This is a genomic window from Arthrobacter halodurans (assembly GCF_041877255.1).
In the GTDB taxonomy this organism is placed as follows: domain Bacteria; phylum Actinomycetota; class Actinomycetes; order Actinomycetales; family Micrococcaceae; genus Arthrobacter_N; species Arthrobacter_N halodurans.
On record NZ_JBHDLJ010000001.1, the window covers coordinates 288,225 to 305,249 of the forward strand.

Below are 17,025 nucleotides of genomic sequence, written 5' to 3' on the forward strand. Positions count from 1 at the left end.
GGAAGGGGTCGTTCAACGGCCTCGACGCGCCGCGCGGACAGGGAGGGTCCACGGGCCACACTCCAATGATAACGAATTGGTCACCGCCGGTGTTCCGGGCTGTGTCCGGGCACACGTTCTCCGCAGATGCAGACCCGGGGCACCGGTCGCGTCGGGGGTCTCCGGTCCGGGGACTGAGGGTACGCTCGACCTGTGAAAAGGGACAGCGAACGCGCAGGATCCGACGCCGGCCGAGGCCCGGCGGCGACGGGGCACGACGCGTCGGCGGGACCGGTGGCCGAGCCGGCTCCCGGAGCGTCCGGCGGCGCCGGTCCCGAAACCGGGGGCACGCCGCCGTCCACCGCACACTCCGGGGAGGACGTCGGCGCCGGTCCGGGACAACCCGGCGTGGAGGACCCCGCGGACGCGCCGGCGGCCGGCTCGCCCGGCGCCGCGTCCGCCGGGACGGCGAACGGATCGCCGACCCTGTGGGAGCGGCTGGTCGCCGCCCTGGTGCTGACGGACCGCAAGTCACGCTACGACGTTCCCCCCGAGCCGGACGACGCGGTCGAGAGCTCCGCGCTGGCCGCCCGCGTGTACCGACACCCGATCCAGGTCGGCTTCATGGGGACCGTCGGCGTGGGCCTCGCACTGCTGGGGTACTTCATCCTCACCAACGTGGGTCAACTGGTGGTCTGGATCGCGATCGCGCTGTTCATCGCGCTGGGCCTCGACCCCGTCGTGCGCTGGGTGGAGAAGCGGGGCCTGCCCCGCCCGGTGGGCGTCCTCATCGCGATGCTGATGCTGGCCGCCGTCTTCGCCGGCGTCTTCGGCGTGTTGATTCCCACGATCGTCGCCCAGACGGCCCAATTCGTCGGGAGCGCGCCGGGCTTCGTCGACGACTTCCTGAATTCGGACGTCTTCCGCACCGTGGACAACCAGTTCCAGGTCCGGGACCGGGTGACGGAGGAGGTCAACCGGTTCTTCGCCGACTCCGGCGCCGTGGGCGGCGTGTTCGGCGGCGTCCTGGGCGTGGGGACGGTGATCCTCCAGGGCATGTTCGGCACGCTGACCGTCCTCGTGCTGGCCGTGTACTTCTTGGCCTCGCTGCCGGCCCTCAAGGCGTGGTCCTACCGGCTGGCGCCGCGGTCCAACCGGCCCAAGGTCCAGGCCCTGACGGAACAGATCACGAACAGCGTGGGCAACTACGTCATGGGCCAGGCCTTTGTCGCGGGGCTCAACGCGCTCTACGCGTTCGTGCTGATGACGGCCGTCGGGGTGCCCTTCAGCCTGCTGCTGAGCCTCGTCGTCGCGATGCTCGCCTTCGTTCCGCTGGTGGGCGCCGTCATCGCCGGCATCCTGGTCTCACTGGTCGCGCTGACCGTGGGCTGGGAGACGGCCGCGGTGTACGCGGGATTCTACTTCGCCTACCTGCAGCTCGAGGCCTACTTCATCTCGCCCCACGTGATGCAGAAGGCGGTGGCGGTGCCCGGCGCGGTCGCAGTGATCGCCGTCATCGCCGGCGGCGCGCTGATGGGCATCGCGGGCGCCCTCATGGCGATCCCGCTGGCGGCCGCCGCCATGCTCCTGCTCCGCGAGGTCCTGATCGCCCGCCAGGACCGGCTGTAGCCGCAATCCGCCGGAGTCGGGACCCGGTGTCGCCAAACCCAACGTCGCCAAACCCCAGGCCGCAGGGACCGGACGCCGCCAAGAACCGGTGTCGCCGGGACCGGCCATCGACCGCTCAGCGGTAGTGGTGGCTGCGCGTCCGCCAGCAGTGGGTGTGCCAGTGGCGCCGCTCCGCGGCGGACTTCTCCTCCCCCAGCCAGTGGTCCGCACGCCACGCCACCACGTGTTCCACCCCCGGCGCGATCGTCCGGCGGCAGCCGGGACAGGTATAGCTTTTCTCCGCGCGCAGCGGCGAGATCCTGCGCACATGCCACTGCCCGTCGGGCGCCTCCTGCAGTTCCGGGACCCCATAGCGGGTGCGCTCCCACGGCGCCTCGCCGTCCCGCGGCTCCGGCCCCCGGCCCCGATTCCCGCCCGGGGCGGGGCTCGCGGGGCGGCGCGGACGGTTGGAGCGGGGCATGCCTACATTCTGCCCCACCGCCGACCACCCCGCCCGCGTGCCCGGCGCCACCCGGTAGAGTGCTCGGTGTGCGTTTAGTGATTGCGAAGTGCTCGGTCGACTACGAGGGGCGCCTGCGTGCCCACCTCCCGCTGGCCACCCGGCTGCTGCTGGTGAAGGCCGACGGCTCCGTCCTCATCCATTCCGACGGCGGGTCGTACAAGCCGCTGAACTGGATGAGTCCGCCGGCGACCCTCCGCGTGCTCCCGGCCGACGAGGACGAGGCCCAGGCGGGAGCGAAGGACGTGTGGCACGTGCAGCACGCCAAGAGCGACGACCGTCTGGTGATCCGCATCCACGAGACGCTCCACGACTCCAGCCACGAGCTCGGCATCGATCCGGGACTGATCAAGGACGGCGTCGAGGCCGACCTGCAGCGGCTCCTCGCGGACCAGATCGACCTTCTGGGCGACGGCTTCACCCTCGTGCGGCGCGAGTACATGACGGCCATCGGCCCCGTGGACATCCTGGCGCGCGACCCGCAGGGCGCGACGGTCGCGATCGAACTCAAGAGGCGCGGGGACATCGACGGCGTCGAGCAGCTCACGCGCTATCTCGAGCTGATGAACCGCGACCCCCGCCTGGCCCCGGTCCGCGGCGTCTTCGCCGCCCAGCAGATCAAGCCCCAGGCGCGGACGCTGGCCACCGACCGCGGCATCCAATGCCTCACGCTCGACTACGACGCCATGCGCGGGGTGGACGACAGCGCCGCACGGCTCTTCTGACCCCGGGGCCTCCGGACGGCGGCCCCCTATGATGGAGCCATGACTTCGGACCAGGGCACCGCCCGCCTGTGGATCAAGGGACGCGCCGTCAGCGACGGACGCACCGTCGAGGACGCGGCGGTCGCCTTCGAGGGCGACCGGATATCCTTCGCGGGCCCGGCCGCGGAATTCGAGCGCACCGCGGATTTCGGCACGTACGCGCGGGTGGACGCGCCCGCCGACGCGGTGCTCCTGCCGGGGCTCGTCGACCTGCATTGCCACGGCGCGTTCGGCGGCGACTTCCCGGGCAGCGACACCGACGCGGTCGCCGGGGCCGTCGACTTCCTGCACCGCGCCGGGACGACCACCTTGCTCGCCAGCATCGTGGCGGCCCCCTACGACGAGATGCTCGCGGCGGCCGAGAGGCTGGCGGGCTTCGCCGAGGACGGGCTCATCGCCGGCATCCATGCGGAGGGCCCGTTCCTGTCGCCCGCGCGCTGCGGCGCGCAACTGGCGGCCGAGCTGGCCGAGCCCGATCCCGACTTCGTCGACGAACTCGTGGGCGCGGCCCGCGGCCAGCTCCGCACCATGACCTACGCGCCCGAGCTCGAGGGGTCCGACGCCCTCGTCGAGCAGCTCGCCTCGCACGGCGTGGTGCCCTCGATCGGGCACACCGACGCCGACGCCGCGCAGACGGCGGCCTCCCTGCGGCTCGCGGCGGAGGAACTGGCCTCGGCCGGCTTCGACGGCTACACCGAGCGGCCCATCGTCACCCACCTCTTCAACGCCATGCCCGGGCTGCACCACCGCTCCCCCGGCCCCGTGGCCGCCTGCCTCGAGGCGGCCTCGGAGGGCCGGGCCGTGCTCGAACTCATCGGCGACGGCACGCACCTGAGCCCGGACACGGTCCGCATGGTGTTCTCCCTGGTCGGGGCCGAGTCCGTGGCACTGGTTACGGACTCGATGCAGGCCACAGGCCTCCCCGACGGCAGCTACAGCCTGGGCGGCGCGCGGGTCGACGTGCAGTCGGGGGTGGCCCGCCTCGCCTCCGGAGGCGTGTTGGCCGGAGGAACCTCGACCCTGCTGGACGTCGTCCGGACCACCGTGGCCTCCGGCGTCCCGTGGGAGGACGCGGTCACCAGCGCCACCGCCGTCCCGGCCGCCGTGCTGGGACTGGCCGACGAGGTGGGATCCCTGCACCTTGGTTTCCGCGCCGACGTCGTGGTCGTCGACGCGGACTGCCGTCTCCTCGCCGTGTATCGGCAGGGACGACTCCTGAGCCAACCCGGGACTGACCCGACCCCGGTCTGACCTGCGCGCACCCGGGTACGGTCGCACGTGCCGACAATCTCCGGAAAGGCGTTCACCGCCGAAAACACCGCGGCCGAGTCGTTGATCTGCGGCGACGCGTGTGTGATGCTTGACGCAGTCTTTGTGTTGGTGTTTGTCATGCCCGCAAAGCAGGTTGCGGGCGTGGAGCTCCGGCGGTCCCTCGGACCGGCGCGCTTCCGCTTCGGTACCGCCCGGCCGCTGCGATGGGCAGCGGACGTAAACATCTTTACCGTAGGAGAAACACATGGCCCAGGGCACCGTGAAGTGGTTCAACGCCGAAAAGGGATTCGGGTTCATCACCCCCGACGGATCCGAAGGCGACGTTTTTGTTCACTACTCGGAAATCCAGACCAACGGCTTCCGCACCCTCGAGGAGAACCAGCGGGTCGAGTTCGAAATCGGCCAGGGCGCCAAGGGCCCGCAGGCCACCGGCGTCACCGGCCTCTAGGAACACACCCGGCCGCCAGGCCGTCGGCCACCGCACGGCAAGGGGCGCATCCCGAGGGATGCGCCCCTTTGTCGCGCCGGCGGACATGCGCCCCCGACCGGGATCCGGCGCGGCCGGCCTACCGCCAGGTGCCCACGCCGACGACGGGGCCCGCCTCGATCCACGAACTGAGCCCCGTGTAGGAACCGTAGTCCATGGCCAGCAGCAACTCCTCGTCCCCGTACAGCAGGGAGACGACGACGCTGCCGGGCTGCACGCGCGAGATCTCGGCCTCGCCGGGCTCGCGCCACCCCCGAAGCTCGAGCGAGCTGCGCAGGAAACGCCGCGCCGGCACCGGCGAGACCGAGAACAGGCGGAGGAACTCAAGGTCCGCCTCCGCATAACGACAAACCCCCATCGTCCACCGTCCGGAGACGGTGGAGATGGAGGCGTCGAAGGTGCCGAGTGCGCGCCGCAGCTGGTGGCGGCGCAACGCCATGGCACCCAGCGTCATCAGGACCAGCAGCAGGGCCGCGGCCAGGATGACAAAGGACATGCCGACGTCGTTCAAGGCAGGACTATCGGTTTCCCGCCGCGGCGGAATCCTCCAGCTGGGCATTGTCCGCAACGATCACGACCCGGTCCTTGTCGACGGAGAAGAACCCGCCGTCGGCCTGGACCGTGATCCGCGAACCCTGCACCGGCAGGATCTCCAGCTGTCCCTCCGCCAGGATGGCGAGTACCGGGCTGTGGCCCGGCAGCACGCCGATCTCGCCGTCGCTGGTCCGCGCCTTCACCATGGTGGCCGCGCCGGACCACACGAAGTGGTCGGCCGCGACGATTTCGACTTCGAGTTCGGCCATGGCTACTTGGTCTGTTCCTGGATCTTGGCCCACTGGCGCTCGACATCGTCAAGCCCGCCGACGTTGAAGAAGGCCTGCTCCGCGATGTGGTCCAGCTCGCCGTCGGCGATGGCCTTGAAGCCCTCGACGGTGTCCTTGATCGCCACGGTGGAGCCCTCGACGCCGGTGAACTGCTTCGCCGTGTAGGTGTTCTGCGACAGGAACTGCTGGATGCGGCGCGCGCGGGAGACGACGATCTTGTCCTCTTCCGAGAGCTCGTCGACGCCCAGGATCGCGATGATGTCCTGCAGCTCCTTGTTCTTCTGGAGGATCTGCTTGACGCGCACGGCCACGTCGTAGTGGTCGCGGCCGATGTACTGCGGATCCAGGATGCGCGACGTGGACGTCAGCGGATCGATCGCCGGGTACAGACCGCGGGAGGCGATTTCACGGGAGAGCTCCGTGGTCGCGTCCAGGTGCGCGAACGTGGTCGCCGGCGCCGGGTCGGTGTAGTCGTCGGCCGGGACGTAGATCGCCTGCATCGAGGTGATCGAGTGGCCCTTCGTGGAGGTGATGCGCTCCTGGAGCACACCCATCTCGTCGGCGAGGTTCGGCTGGTAGCCCACGGCGGAGGGCATGCGGCCCAGCAGCGTGGAGACCTCGGAACCGGCCTGGGTGAAGCGGAAGATGTTGTCGATGAAGAGCAGCACGTCCTGGTTCTGGACATCGCGGAAGTACTCCGCCATGGTCAGCGCCGACAGCGCCACGCGAAGGCGCGTTCCCGGCGGCTCGTCCATCTGGCCGAACACCAGGGCGGTGTCCTTGAGGACGCCGGACTCCTCCATCTCGACCCAGAGGTCGTTGCCCTCGCGGGTACGCTCGCCGACGCCGGCGAACACGGAGGTGCCGCCGAAGTTCCGCGCCACGCGGGTGATCATTTCCTGGATCAGCACGGTCTTGCCGACGCCGGCGCCGCCGAACAGGCCGATCTTTCCGCCCTTGATGTACGGGGTGAGGAGGTCGATCGACTTGATCCCGGTCTCCAGCATCTCCGTCGAGCCCTCGAGGGTCGCGAAGGCCGGGGGCTTGCGGTGGATCGGCCAGCGCTCGGACACCTGGAGCTCCGAGGCCGGGACGTCCAGGGGCTCGCCCAGGACGTTGAAGATGTGCCCCTTGACGCCGTCGCCGACGGGCACGGTGATCGCGGAACCGGTGTCCACCACGGTGGTGCCGCGGACCAGGCCGTCGGTCGCCTGCAGGGAGATGGCGCGCACGAGGTTGTCGCCGAGGTGCTGGCTGGTCTCGAAGGTGATGACCCGGGTCTCGCCGTTCAGCGTGACTTCGGTGGTCAGGGCGTTGTAGATGGCGGGGAGGGCATCGGCCGGAAATTCGACGTCGACGACCGGACCGATGACGCGCGCAATGCGGCCGGTGGCACCGGACGCTGCGGCAGCGGTTCCCTGCTCGTTAAGTTGGGCAGTCATCTCTCTCACTTCGCTTGTCTGTCTAGCGGGGGGGTTTGGTTGTGCTCGGTGGGCTAGGACGCGCTGAGCGCGTCCGCACCGCCGACGATCTCGGTCAGCTCCTGCGTGATCTCCGCCTGGCGGGCGTTGTTCCGCAGTCGCGTGTACTTCTTGATCAGGTCGCTCGCGTTGTCGCCCGCGGACTTCATAGCCCGCTGGCGTGCCGCGAGCTCCGAAGCGGCCGCCTGCAGCAGGCCCGCGAAGATGCGGGACTCGATGTAGCGCGGAAGCAACGCGTCCAGGACCTGTTCCGGTTCCGGCTCGTACTCGTAGAGCGGCAGCAGATCGGTCTCCGAAGCGACCTCCTCCTCCACCACCTCGAGCGGGAGCAGACGGACAACGGTGGGAACCTGCACAACCATGGACTTGAACTGGGTGTACACCACGTGGATCTCGTCCACGCCGCCCTCTTCGAAGGCGGTGCCGAAATCCTCCAGGAGCGTCGCGCCGATATCCCGCGCGGTCGCGAACTCCGGGGCGTCCGTGCCACCGGTCCACACCTTCGTGTACTCCCGGCCGCGGAAATCGAAGTACGCCTGCGCCTTGCGGCCGACCAGGTAGGACTTCACTTCCTTGCCCTCTTCGCGCAGAAGTTCGGCCAAGGACTCGGCCTGCTTCATCACGCTGGCGGAGTAGGAACCGGCGAGGCCGCGGTCGGAGGTCATGATCAGCACCGCGGAGCGGCGAACCTGCTCCGGCTCGGTGGTGAGCGGGTGGTCGACCTCGGACTGCGACGCGACGGCAGAAACGGCACGGGTAATCGCATTGGCGTAGGGCAGCGACGCCGCGACGCGGCTACGCGCCTTGCCGATGCGGGAAGTAGCGATCAGTTCCATCGCCTTGAAGATCTTGCCCATCGACGACGTCGAGGCGATCTTCTGGCGGTAGACCCGGATCTGGGCTCCCATGTTTTTCCTTTCCTTATCCTTGACCGCGGTACCGGCCGGCGTGCGGCCGGTACCGTGTCACGGATGGTGTCAGCGCTTCTGCTTGACGATCTTTTCCTGGTCGACGGACTCTTCGTCCAAGGCGGAGTACTCCTCGTGGCCGGCGCCGACCAGATAGTTGTCGCCCTCCCCGAAGAAGCCCTTCTTGAACTCGACGATGGTGGACTTCAGCGCTTCCACGGTGGAGTCCTCCATCTTGTTCGTCTCCGCCAACGTCGTGAGGATGTCGGTGCGGTGACGCAAGTGGGCCAGGAAATCGGCCTCGAAGCGGCGGACGTCCTCCACCGGGACGTCGTCCAGGTAGCCGTTCGTGCCGGCCCAGACGGACACGACCTGGTCCTCGACCGGGAAGGGCGAGTACTGGCCCTGCTTGAGCAGCTCCATGAGACGGGCACCGCGGGTCAGCTGCTGCTTCGACGCGGCGTCCAGGTCCGAGGCGAACATGGCGAATGCCTGCATGTCGCGGTACTGGGCGAGCTCGAGCTTCAGCGTGCCGGAAACCTTCTTCATGGACTTGACCTGCGCGGCGCCGCCGACGCGGGACACCGAGATGCCCACGTCGACCGCGGGACGCTGGTTGGCGTTGAAGAGGTCCGACTGGAGGAAGATCTGTCCGTCGGTGATGGAGATGACGTTGGTCGGGATGTACGCCGAGACGTCGTTCGCCTTGGTCTCGATGATCGGCAGGCCGGTCATCGATCCCGCGCCGAGCTCGTCGGAGAGCTTCGCGCAACGCTCCAGCAGGCGGGAGTGCAGGTAGAAGACGTCGCCCGGGTAGGCCTCGCGTCCCGGCGGGCGGCGAAGCAGCAGGGAAACGGCGCGGTACGCCTCGGCCTGCTTGGACAGGTCGTCGAAGATCACCAGGACGTGCTTGCCGCCGTACATCCAGTGCTGGCCGATGGCCGAGCCGGCGTACGGAGCCAGGTACTTGAAGCCGGCCGGGTCGGAGGCCGGGGACGCGACGATGGTCGTGTACTCCAGGGCGCCGTTGTCCTCGAGGGTCTGGCGGACGGCCGCGATGGTCGAGGCCTTCTGGCCGATCGCGACGTAGACGCAACGGACCTGCTTCTTCGTATCGCCCGAGGCCCAGTTGGCCTTCTGGTTGATGATCGTGTCGACGGCGATGGCCGTCTTGCCGGTCTGGCGGTCGCCGATGATCAGCTGGCGCTGGCCGCGGCCGATCGGGATCATGGCGTCGATCGCCTTGATGCCGGTCTGCATCGGCTCGTGGACGGACTGGCGCTGGGTCACACCCGGCGCCTGCAGCTCGAGGGCGCGGCGGCCCTCGGCGGCGATCTCTCCGAGGTCGTCGATGGGCACGCCCAGCGGATCCACGACGCGGCCGAGGAAGGCGTCGCCGACCGGCACGGAGAGGATCTCCCCGGTGCGGTGGACTTCCTGGCCCTCTTCGATGCCGGCGAAGTCGCCAAGCACGACGACGCCGATTTCGCGGGTGTCGAGGTTCTGGGCCAGGCCCAGGGTGCCGTCTTCGAAACGAAGCAGCTCGTTGGCCATGACGGAGGGAAGCCCCTCCACCTTGGCGATGCCGTCGCTAGCCGTCGTGACGCGGCCGACCTCGACGCGCTGCGCAGTGCCCGGTTCATAGGACGCGGCGAAGTCGGTCAAGGCATTGCGGACGTCATCGGCATTGATGGTCAATTCGGCCATCTGCAGTCCCTGCTCTCCTGTGTTGTGATCGCCGCTCGGTTTCGCGGCGACGACCGGTGTTTGATTCAGTCTGTGGTGAGGCGGTGGGCCGGGTTCCCCGGGGGGGGTTCCTAGCCCACCAGCCTGCGGCGGAGCTCGGTGAGGCGGGTGGCGGCGGTTGCGTCAACAACCTCGTCCCCCACGACGACCCGGATGCCCCCAACTAGTGATGGATCGACGGTGACGTTGATCTTGAGATCGCGGCCGTAGAGGTTGTTCAGCCCGGCCTGCAGGCGGTTGAACTGCTCGTCAGTCAGCGGACGGGTGACGCTGACGTTCGCGATCCACCGTTGCTGCCGCTTGGCAACCAATTCCACAAAACGCTGCACCAGCGCCGTCGGCTTCAGCCCGCGCGGGGCCGTCACCGCCTGGCGGATCAGGAGCCGCGCGGCGCCACCGGCGCCGGGCGCCAGGGTGAGCGCCAGGGCGCCCTTGGCGTCGGCGCTGGCCTGCGGCTCGTCGAGGGCGCGCTGCAGATCATGGCTCGAGGAGACCACGCGGATGAACCCGAAGAGGTCCTCCTCGAGGGCCTCGAGGCCCGCCGCCGCCGGCGCTTCGCGCTCGGCCACGGCGATGGCCGCGGTGGCGGCCAGTGTCTCCAGCGCATCCCCGATGTCGCGGGCCGAACGCCACCGCATGGCGACGAGCTCCGCGACCGTGGCGGCGGCGTCGTCCGAGACCTTGCCCGCGAACAGCTGCGACACGAGTGCGGACTTCTCCGCGCCCTCGCGGGCGGGGTCCGTCAGTGCCCGGCGCAGGCCGGCATTGCCGTCCAGGACGGCCAGGACCTTGAAGAGGTCCTCGGCCAGGGACAGCCCGGCTGTCGGCAACTTGGCCTCCAGCGCGGTCAGGGCCGCGGCCAAGGATTCGCTCGATACACCTGCCATTAGTTCGATGCACCTGCGCTCTGCTGGGTCTCGAGGTCCGCGAGGAAGCGGTCCACGACACGAGCCGAGCGCGCGTCGTCGGACAGCGACTCGCCGACGATGCGTCCGGCGAGCTCGGTGGCCAGCGTTCCGACCTCGGTGCGCAGGGACACGACGGCCGCCTGGCGCTCCGCCTCGATCTGGACGTGAGCCTGCTCGGAGATGCGTGCGGACTCGGCCGCCGCCTTCTCCTTGAGCTCCGCCAGGATCTTGGCGCCCTCGTTGCGGGCGTCCTCGCGGATGCGATTGGCCTCGGTGCGGGCGTCGGTCAGCTGCTGCTTGTACTCGTCGAGCGCCGCGTTGGCCTCGGCCTGTGCGGCCTCCGCCTTGGCGATGCCGCCTTCGATGGCGGCCGAACGCTCTTCATAGGTCTTCTCGAATGCCGGGACGACATACTTGGAGACGATGAACAGCAGGATGCCGAAGCCGATGACCGTGATCACGATCTCCCAGACATTGGGGATCAGCGGGTTGGAGCCCTCAGCTGCAGCGAAGATGACTGCGTCGTTCATTATTCACCCGTCTTTCTAAGACTCGAGGCTTCAGTTCTGCGAACGGAGAAGGCTTAGACCCGGCCCCAGATGAAGGCGAAGACGAGGCCGAGGATGGCAAGAGCTTCGGTCAGCGCGAGGCCGAGGAACGCGATCGGCTGCAGCACGCGCTGCGCCTCCGGCTGACGGGCGACACCGTTGATGTAGGCGGCGAACACCAGGCCCACGCCGATAGCACCGCCGATTGCGGAGAGTCCGTAACCGATGGCGTTGAGGCTACCGTAGATTTCCATTGTTTTCCTTTCAGAATGCCTGTTGGCAGGGTGTGGATACGGGATATCCCCTCCGAAGAGGGAAAGCTTTGAGGTTAGTGCTCGTCGACCAGGGCGCCCTGGATGTAGATGGCCGTCAGCAGGACGAACACGTACGCCTGGAGGATCTGGATCATGACCTCGAACAGGTACATGGCGACGCCGCCGACCAGCGTCAGGACGCCGAGGGCCTTCATGATGCCCTCCCCCTCGATCAGGAGGTAGGAGGTGCCGGACGCGGCGAGCATGATGATCAGGTGGCCCGACAGCATGGTCGCGAACAGACGGAGGCTGTGCGTGACCGGGCGGACGAAGAAGTTGGAGATGATCTCGATGATCACGATGAGCGGCAGGATGGCCTTCGGGACGCCGGACGGAACCGTCGCGATCTTGAAGTACCGGATGCCGTGCCGCTTGAGGCCCAGGATGATCCACGTGAAGTAGACGATGCCGGCCAGCGCGTAGGCCGTGCCCACGTGCGAGGTCGTCGGGATCTGGAGGAACGGGACCGAGCCGAAGAAGTTGTTCAGCGCGATGAAGAAGAACAGTGCCACCAGCAGGGGCACGAACGGCTTGAAGTCCCGCTCGCCGATGACGTCCTTGCCCACGGCGTTGCGGACGAAGTTGTAGGAGTACTCGCCGAGGAACTGGAACTTCCCGGGAACCATCGAGCCGCGGCGCGAGGCCGCGAGGAAGAACCAAGAGATCAGGGCCACCGACAGCAGCACCAGGAGCATCTGCTTGCCGAAGCCGGTCCCGTATTCGGCGTACCACGGAAGGATCTCGGGAAGATGCATGTCTTCAAGGGCGGGGGCTTTGAAGCCACCTTCTTCAGTGGCCGCCGGAAGCGCAAGCGCGATCAACGCGTTTCCTCTCTGCAGTGTCCGTCATTGGGCATGTGGGTGGTGCGCCGCCTGGCGGCGATCCACCGGATAAAGTTATGGGCTGTCACGATGTTCGCCCGGGTCGCTCCCGGAGGCGCGCGCCTTGCGGTGAAGGTGGGCAAGATAGAAGCCCGCGCCCGCGCCGAGCACGGCGCCGGCGATCCAGATCCAGCGGGTTTGCAACAGATAATCCAGACCCCACCCTATCAAACCCCAGGCGAGGATCCCGCCAACGGTGTAGTTGACGAACTCCCGGAGCGCGGACTGGTGCCAACCGGTCGCTCGCGCGTTCGGGTCAGTTCCCATGGCCGGCCCCCGGGGTGGGTGCCGGGGACTCCGGCCCGCTTCCGTACAGGTGGAAGCGGAGCTTCGAGAAGGCGTAGAGTTCGGCGGCCTGCCACAACACGACGGTGGACACGACGGCGATCAGGAACCACGTGCCATCAAGCCACGCGGGCGCCCCGAACGCGAACGCCAGGACCCCGAGCAGGACCACCTTCACCGCGTAGCCCGCCATGAAGGCGCCGAGCGCGGCGGAGGGGTTCCTCCGTCCGACCCAGTGCCCGATCAACAGGCTCACGCCGAAGAAGACGACGACGAGGACGCCGCCCGCCAGGGCGCTCGCCGCGGCTCCGGACCCCACGAGGAGGCCCGCTGCGCCGCACAGGAGCGCCACGAGAACCGCGGCGACGGCCGAGCAGACTCGGAGTATCGCCAGCCACGGGCCGGGGGTTTCCCCCGACGCGCGGGGAACGCGCGGCTGTCCCGCGGCGCTGTCGGCTGGCATGCGCATCCCGTCGTTGCTGGTGGTTGGAGGTGGTGGGCGGCCTGTACCGGGCCCCGCCCGGGGCCCCCGTGAATTCTACACGAGATAGAACACAGGACGCGCCGCCGTCGTCCCCGGCCGGCGGCGCCGTCGGGCGGCTAGGCGTCCCCGCGCCCCGCGCGCCTCCGCGAGAGCCACGGCTGCAGGGTCAGGTAGGCCGCGGCGACCAGCAGGACCGAAAGGACCGGCACGAGGACGCGCCAGTCGAAGAAGTTGAAGGACACCACGCCGTACGCGACGAGCGCCGACCACAGGTAGAGCAGCAGGACGGCCTGCCGCTGCGTGTACCCGCCGTCCACGAGTTTGTGGTGCAGGTGGCCGCGGTCCGCGGAGAACGGCGACCGGCCCGTGGCGGTCCGCCGGATCACGGCCAGCAGGAGGTCGGTGAGCGGCAGGAGGATCACCGCGATGGGCAGCAGGATCGGCATGTAGGCGGGCACGTTGCGGAAGCGGAACCCGCCCAGCGCGTCGAGGTCCGCCGTCACGGCGATGGCGGCCACCGACATCATGAGTCCGATGATCATGGCCCCCGACTCGCCCATGAAGATCCTGGCCGGATTGAAGTTGTGCGGGAGAAAGCCCAGGCACGCGCCGAGGAGCAGGGCCATGAGGAGGGCGGAGAAGTTGGAGTGGTCGAACTGGTTGATCGTCCGTGCCAGCACGTAGCTGTAGATGAAGAACGCGGAGGCGCCGATGGCCGCCATGCCGGCGGCGAGCCCGTCAAGCCCGTCCACGAAGTTGATGGCGTTCATGGTGAGCACCACCAGGAACACCGTGAGGACGATCTGCAGCGTCGTGTTCTGGATGTGGATCCAGCCGACGGGCATGGCCTCCAGCCGGATCCCCGAGAAGGCCACCACCAGGCCGACCAGGGTCTGGCCGACCAGCTTGAAGTACCACCGCAGGTCCCAGATGTCGTCCGCGACACCGATGGCCAGCACCAGGCCGGCCGCGACGAGGACCCCCATCACGGGCCGCGAGTCGGTGAAGACCCCCTCCAGGAACTCGATCTGCGAGGCGACGCCGAGTCCGATGACGATGGCCGCGACGATCGCCACCCCGCCGAGCTTGGGGATGGGCATCACGTGCACGTCGCGGTCGCGCAGCGGCGCCGCCCCCATGACGAGCAGCCCGGCGCGCCGCATCACGGGGGTCAGCGCGAACGAGGCCACGCAGGCCACCGCGATGAGCAGCAGGTAGATTTTCATGGGCGGCGCGCGGTCTCCTCCTCGAGCTCCTCGCCAGGCTCGAGCAGGTTCGGCACCAGGCGCCGCAGTTCCTCGACGCCCAGGGCACCGAGCCGGACCACGCGCGGCGCGTCGCCCGTGCAGTCGACAATGGTCGAGGGCACCGCCTCGCCCTCGCGGGGCCGCCGGCCGTCCTCGAGGTAGACGGCGACGGATTCCCCGAGCTGCTCCTCGGCGTCGGCCGCCGTCGTCGCGGCGGGGCGGCCCGAGCGGTTGGCGGACGAGACCGCGAGCGGTCCGGTGGCGTCCAGGATCTCCCGGGCGAGGGCGTCGTCGGGGATGCGCAGGGCGACGGTGCCGCGGGTCTCACCGAGATCCCACGTCAAGGAGGGCTGTGCGCGCAGGATGAGCGTGAGCGGGCCGGGCCAGAACTCGCTGGCCAGGTGGCGCGCCTGTTCGGAGATCCCGGTCGCGAGTCCGTCGAGAGTCGCGAGCCGCGGGATGAGCACGGGCGGCGGCATGGTCCGGCCGCGGCCCTTGGCCGCCAGCAGCGTGGCCACGGCCTGCGGCGAGAACGCATCGGCGGCGATCCCGTAGACCGTGTCGGTCGGCAGGACCACGCACTGTTTGGAGGCGATGGCCTCGCGGGCCGCGTCGAGTCCCGCGGCCCTGTCCGTCTCGTCCTGGCAATCAAAGCGTGAAGTCACGGTGACATTCTCCCATGTTGTGGCACCGGTCACCGCCGGATGCCCGATGTGGCGCGGTCCCGGCCGGTCAGGTCCCGGTGGCCCTCGATGCGGTCCCAGCGCCCGGCCGCGCGCAGGAGGCCCGCGACGGCCTCCGCCTGCACCTCGGCGTGCTCCATGACCAGGTATCCGCCGGGGACCAGCAACCGGGCCGCGGTCCGTTCGACGGCCCCGGGCACCTCCATGCCGTCCGCTCCCCCGCCGTAGAGCGCCACGTGCGGATCGTGGTCGCGCACCTCCGGATCCTGGGGGACGGCGCCCGCGGGGATGTACGGCGGGTTGCTGACGACGACGTCGAACGTCCCGTCCCGGTCCCCCAAGGCCGTGCGCAGGTCGCCGCGCACCAGTTCCACGCCGTGCGGGGCGAGGTTGCGCTCGGCCCAGGCGGCGGCGAGGTCGCTGAGCTCCACGGCCACGACGGCGGCCCCGGGAACCTCCGAGGCGACCGAGGCGGCGATCGCGCCGGAACCGGTGCCGAGGTCGACGACGCGCGCGCGGCCGCGGTCGGCGACGACGGACCGGGCACGGTCGATGGCCAACTGGGCGACGCCCTCGGTCTCTGGGCGGGGCACGAAGACGCCGGGGCCGACGGCGAGCTCCAGGCGGCGGAAGTGCGCCGTGCCCGTGAGGTGCTGCAGGGGGACGCGTCGGCACCTCTCGGCGACGAGGTCCGCGAGGCCCTCGGGCGCGTCGGCGCCGGCCAGCGCGAGCGCGGCGACCCTCCCGCGGCCGACGCCGAGCAGGTGGCCGGCCAGCAGTTCGGCGTCGGCGCGCGGACTCGGCACCCCCGCCCCGGCCAGCGCCGCGGTGGCCGCGCGCAGGGCGGCGGCCAGGTCGCCCGGCGCGCTGTTCACGCTGGTCACGCGTTACTTCTGGTCGTCGCCGAGCGCGTCGAGCCGCGACTGCTCGTCGGCCTCGATGCAGGACTGGATGACGGCCTCGAGGTCGCCGTTCATGACGGCGTCCAGGTTGTAGGACTTGTACCCGGTGCGGTGGTCCGCGATGCGGTTCTCCGGATAGTTGTACGTCCGGATGCGCTCCGACCGGTCCATCGTGCGGACCTGCGACTTGCGGACCTCGGAGTTCTCCGCGTCGATGATCTCCTGCTGGTGGGCCAGCAGGCGCGAGCGCAGCACGCGCATGGCGGCCTCGCGGTTCTGCAGCTGCGACTTCTCGTTCTGCATGGCCACGACGATGCCGGTCGGCAGGTGGGTGATGCGCACCGCGGAGTCGGTCGTGTTCACGGACTGCCCGCCGGGTCCCGATGAGCGGTAGACGTCGATCTTCAGGTCGTTCTGGTGGATGTCGACCTCCTCCGGCTCGTCGACCTCGGGCAGCACCAGGACGCCGGCGGCCGAGGTGTGGATGCGGCCCTGCGACTCGGTCACGGGCACGCGCTGCACGCGGTGCACCCCGCCCTCGTACTTCAGGTGGGCGAACACGCCCTCGGCCGGGTCGTTGGAGCCGCCCTTGATGGCGACCTGCGCGTCCTTGTACCCGCCGAGGTCGGACTCGTTGTAGGAGATCATCTCCGTCTTCCAGCCCTTGGTCTCGGCGTAGCGCGTGTACATGCGCAGCAGGTCGGCCGCGAACAGGGCGGCCTCGTCGCCGCCCTCCCCGCCCTTGACCTCGAGGATGACGTTGCGCGCGTCGTTGGGGTCGCGCGGGATGAGCAGCCGGCGCAGCTTCTCCGCGACGGCGGGCAGTTGCTCCTCGAGCTCGGCCACCTCCGCGGCGAACTCCGAATCCTCGTCCGCCATGGTCCGCGCGGCCTCGAGGTCCTCGGTCATCTGCTTCCAGCGCCGGTGCGCCTCGACGATTCCGTTGAGCTGCGCGCTGCGGCGGCCGAGCTTCCGGGCGAGTCCCTGGTCCTGGTAGACGGCGGGGTCGCTGAGTTGGCGCTGGAGCTCGGCGTGCTCGTCGAGCAGGCCCTGGACGGACTCAAACATGGCGTTCACTTCTTTCGGTGCGGCTGCTTCAAGTGTAGGGACGGCGCGGGGCCGCCGTTAAACCACCAACGCCCGGCCCCGCCGCGCGCTGGTGGGCGGCGGCGGGGTCCGGGCGT

20 protein-coding genes are annotated in these 17,025 nt (G+C 69.4%); 4 read left to right on the forward strand and 16 right to left on the reverse strand.

The genetic code is table 11. The features are described from left to right. Nucleotides 1–192 precede the first annotated feature (192 nt). Nucleotides 193–1,608: an AI-2E family transporter gene (locus ACETWP_RS01315; protein ID WP_373970377.1), complete on the forward strand. Its 1,416-nt coding sequence runs from the start codon at nucleotides 193–195 to the stop codon at nucleotides 1,606–1,608. A 115-nt stretch (nucleotides 1,609–1,723) separates the two neighbouring features. On the opposite strand, the gene ACETWP_RS01320 is transcribed toward ACETWP_RS01315, so the two are convergent. Next, nucleotides 1,724–2,068, reverse strand: a complete 345-nt coding sequence (locus tag ACETWP_RS01320; protein WP_373970378.1) for an Rv1322 family protein — start codon at nucleotides 2,066–2,068, stop codon at nucleotides 1,724–1,726. Between the two features lie 68 nt (nucleotides 2,069–2,136). Here ACETWP_RS01320 and nucS point away from each other — a divergent pair, with 68 nt between their 5' ends. The 3 genes from nucS (at nucleotide 2,137) to ACETWP_RS01335 (ending at nucleotide 4,591) form a co-directional block, all read left to right on the forward strand. After that, on the forward strand, nucleotides 2,137–2,832 hold the full coding sequence (gene nucS / locus ACETWP_RS01325) for an endonuclease NucS (protein WP_373970379.1): 696 nt from the start codon (nucleotides 2,137–2,139) through the stop codon (nucleotides 2,830–2,832). A gap of 39 nt (nucleotides 2,833–2,871) precedes the next feature. Then, on the forward strand, nucleotides 2,872–4,122 hold the full coding sequence (locus ACETWP_RS01330; RefSeq protein ID WP_373970380.1) for an N-acetylglucosamine-6-phosphate deacetylase: 1,251 nt from the start codon (nucleotides 2,872–2,874) through the stop codon (nucleotides 4,120–4,122). A 265-nt stretch (nucleotides 4,123–4,387) separates the two neighbouring features. After that, on the forward strand, nucleotides 4,388–4,591 hold the full coding sequence (locus ACETWP_RS01335; protein WP_373970381.1) for a cold-shock protein: 204 nt from the start codon (nucleotides 4,388–4,390) through the stop codon (nucleotides 4,589–4,591). 118 nt (nucleotides 4,592–4,709) lie between these two features. On the opposite strand, the gene ACETWP_RS01340 is transcribed toward ACETWP_RS01335, so the two are convergent. From ACETWP_RS01340 to prfA, 15 genes are all read right to left on the reverse strand, one after another. Then, on the reverse strand, nucleotides 4,710–5,126 hold the full coding sequence (locus tag ACETWP_RS01340; protein ID WP_373970382.1) for a DUF2550 domain-containing protein: 417 nt from the start codon (nucleotides 5,124–5,126) through the stop codon (nucleotides 4,710–4,712). A 22-nt stretch (nucleotides 5,127–5,148) separates the two neighbouring features. Next, a complete protein-coding gene (locus ACETWP_RS01345) occupies nucleotides 5,149–5,433 on the reverse strand; it encodes a F0F1 ATP synthase subunit epsilon (RefSeq protein ID WP_373970383.1) in 285 nt (94 codons plus the stop codon). A gap of 2 nt (nucleotides 5,434–5,435) precedes the next feature. Further along, entirely contained in the window at nucleotides 5,436–6,896 is a 1,461-nt protein-coding gene (atpD, locus tag ACETWP_RS01350) for a F0F1 ATP synthase subunit beta (RefSeq protein ID WP_373970384.1), read from the reverse strand. 53 nt (nucleotides 6,897–6,949) lie between these two features. Beyond that, nucleotides 6,950–7,843: a F0F1 ATP synthase subunit gamma gene (locus tag ACETWP_RS01355; RefSeq protein WP_373970385.1), complete on the reverse strand. Its 894-nt coding sequence runs from the start codon at nucleotides 7,841–7,843 to the stop codon at nucleotides 6,950–6,952. A 69-nt stretch (nucleotides 7,844–7,912) separates the two neighbouring features. Further along, complete coding sequence (gene atpA / locus ACETWP_RS01360) at nucleotides 7,913–9,550, reverse strand: F0F1 ATP synthase subunit alpha (RefSeq protein WP_373970386.1); 1,638 nt, start codon at nucleotides 9,548–9,550, stop codon at nucleotides 7,913–7,915. A 110-nt stretch (nucleotides 9,551–9,660) separates the two neighbouring features. Next, the gene (locus ACETWP_RS01365; protein WP_373970387.1) at nucleotides 9,661–10,476 is read right to left on the reverse strand and encodes a F0F1 ATP synthase subunit delta; all 816 of its coding nucleotides are present in this window, start codon (nucleotides 10,474–10,476) and stop codon (nucleotides 9,661–9,663) included. Then, a complete protein-coding gene (locus ACETWP_RS01370) occupies nucleotides 10,476–11,027 on the reverse strand; it encodes a F0F1 ATP synthase subunit B (RefSeq protein ID WP_373970388.1) in 552 nt (183 codons plus the stop codon). Before ACETWP_RS01370 ends, ACETWP_RS01365 begins: the two co-directional genes overlap by 1 nt. Nucleotides 11,028–11,080: 53 nt before the next feature. Next, on the reverse strand, nucleotides 11,081–11,299 hold the full coding sequence (gene atpE, locus ACETWP_RS01375; protein ID WP_343901976.1) for an ATP synthase F0 subunit C: 219 nt from the start codon (nucleotides 11,297–11,299) through the stop codon (nucleotides 11,081–11,083). A gap of 74 nt (nucleotides 11,300–11,373) precedes the next feature. Beyond that, nucleotides 11,374–12,180, reverse strand: coding sequence for a F0F1 ATP synthase subunit A (gene atpB / locus ACETWP_RS01380; protein WP_373970389.1), 807 nt, complete (start codon nucleotides 12,178–12,180; stop codon nucleotides 11,374–11,376). 75 nt (nucleotides 12,181–12,255) lie between these two features. Next, nucleotides 12,256–12,507 carry a hypothetical protein gene (locus ACETWP_RS01385; protein ID WP_373970390.1) on the reverse strand — a complete coding sequence of 84 codons (252 nt, stop codon included), beginning with the start codon at nucleotides 12,505–12,507 and terminating at the stop codon, nucleotides 12,256–12,258. Next, the gene (locus ACETWP_RS01390) at nucleotides 12,497–12,988 is read right to left on the reverse strand and encodes a hypothetical protein (RefSeq protein ID WP_373970391.1); all 492 of its coding nucleotides are present in this window, start codon (nucleotides 12,986–12,988) and stop codon (nucleotides 12,497–12,499) included. The genes ACETWP_RS01385 and ACETWP_RS01390 overlap by 11 nt, the downstream gene beginning before the upstream one ends. A gap of 137 nt (nucleotides 12,989–13,125) precedes the next feature. After that, nucleotides 13,126–14,235, reverse strand: a complete 1,110-nt coding sequence (locus tag ACETWP_RS01395) for an MraY family glycosyltransferase (RefSeq protein WP_373970392.1) — start codon at nucleotides 14,233–14,235, stop codon at nucleotides 13,126–13,128. Continuing rightward, entirely contained in the window at nucleotides 14,232–14,921 is a 690-nt protein-coding gene (locus ACETWP_RS01400) for an L-threonylcarbamoyladenylate synthase (RefSeq protein ID WP_373970393.1), read from the reverse strand. The genes ACETWP_RS01395 and ACETWP_RS01400 overlap by 4 nt, the downstream gene beginning before the upstream one ends. A gap of 29 nt (nucleotides 14,922–14,950) precedes the next feature. After that, a complete protein-coding gene (gene prmC, locus ACETWP_RS01405) occupies nucleotides 14,951–15,823 on the reverse strand; it encodes a peptide chain release factor N(5)-glutamine methyltransferase (protein WP_373970394.1) in 873 nt (290 codons plus the stop codon). A gap of 3 nt (nucleotides 15,824–15,826) precedes the next feature. Continuing rightward, nucleotides 15,827–16,909 carry a peptide chain release factor 1 gene (prfA, locus tag ACETWP_RS01410; RefSeq protein ID WP_373970395.1) on the reverse strand — a complete coding sequence of 361 codons (1,083 nt, stop codon included), beginning with the start codon at nucleotides 16,907–16,909 and terminating at the stop codon, nucleotides 15,827–15,829. Nucleotides 16,910–17,025: the final 116 nt, after the last annotated feature.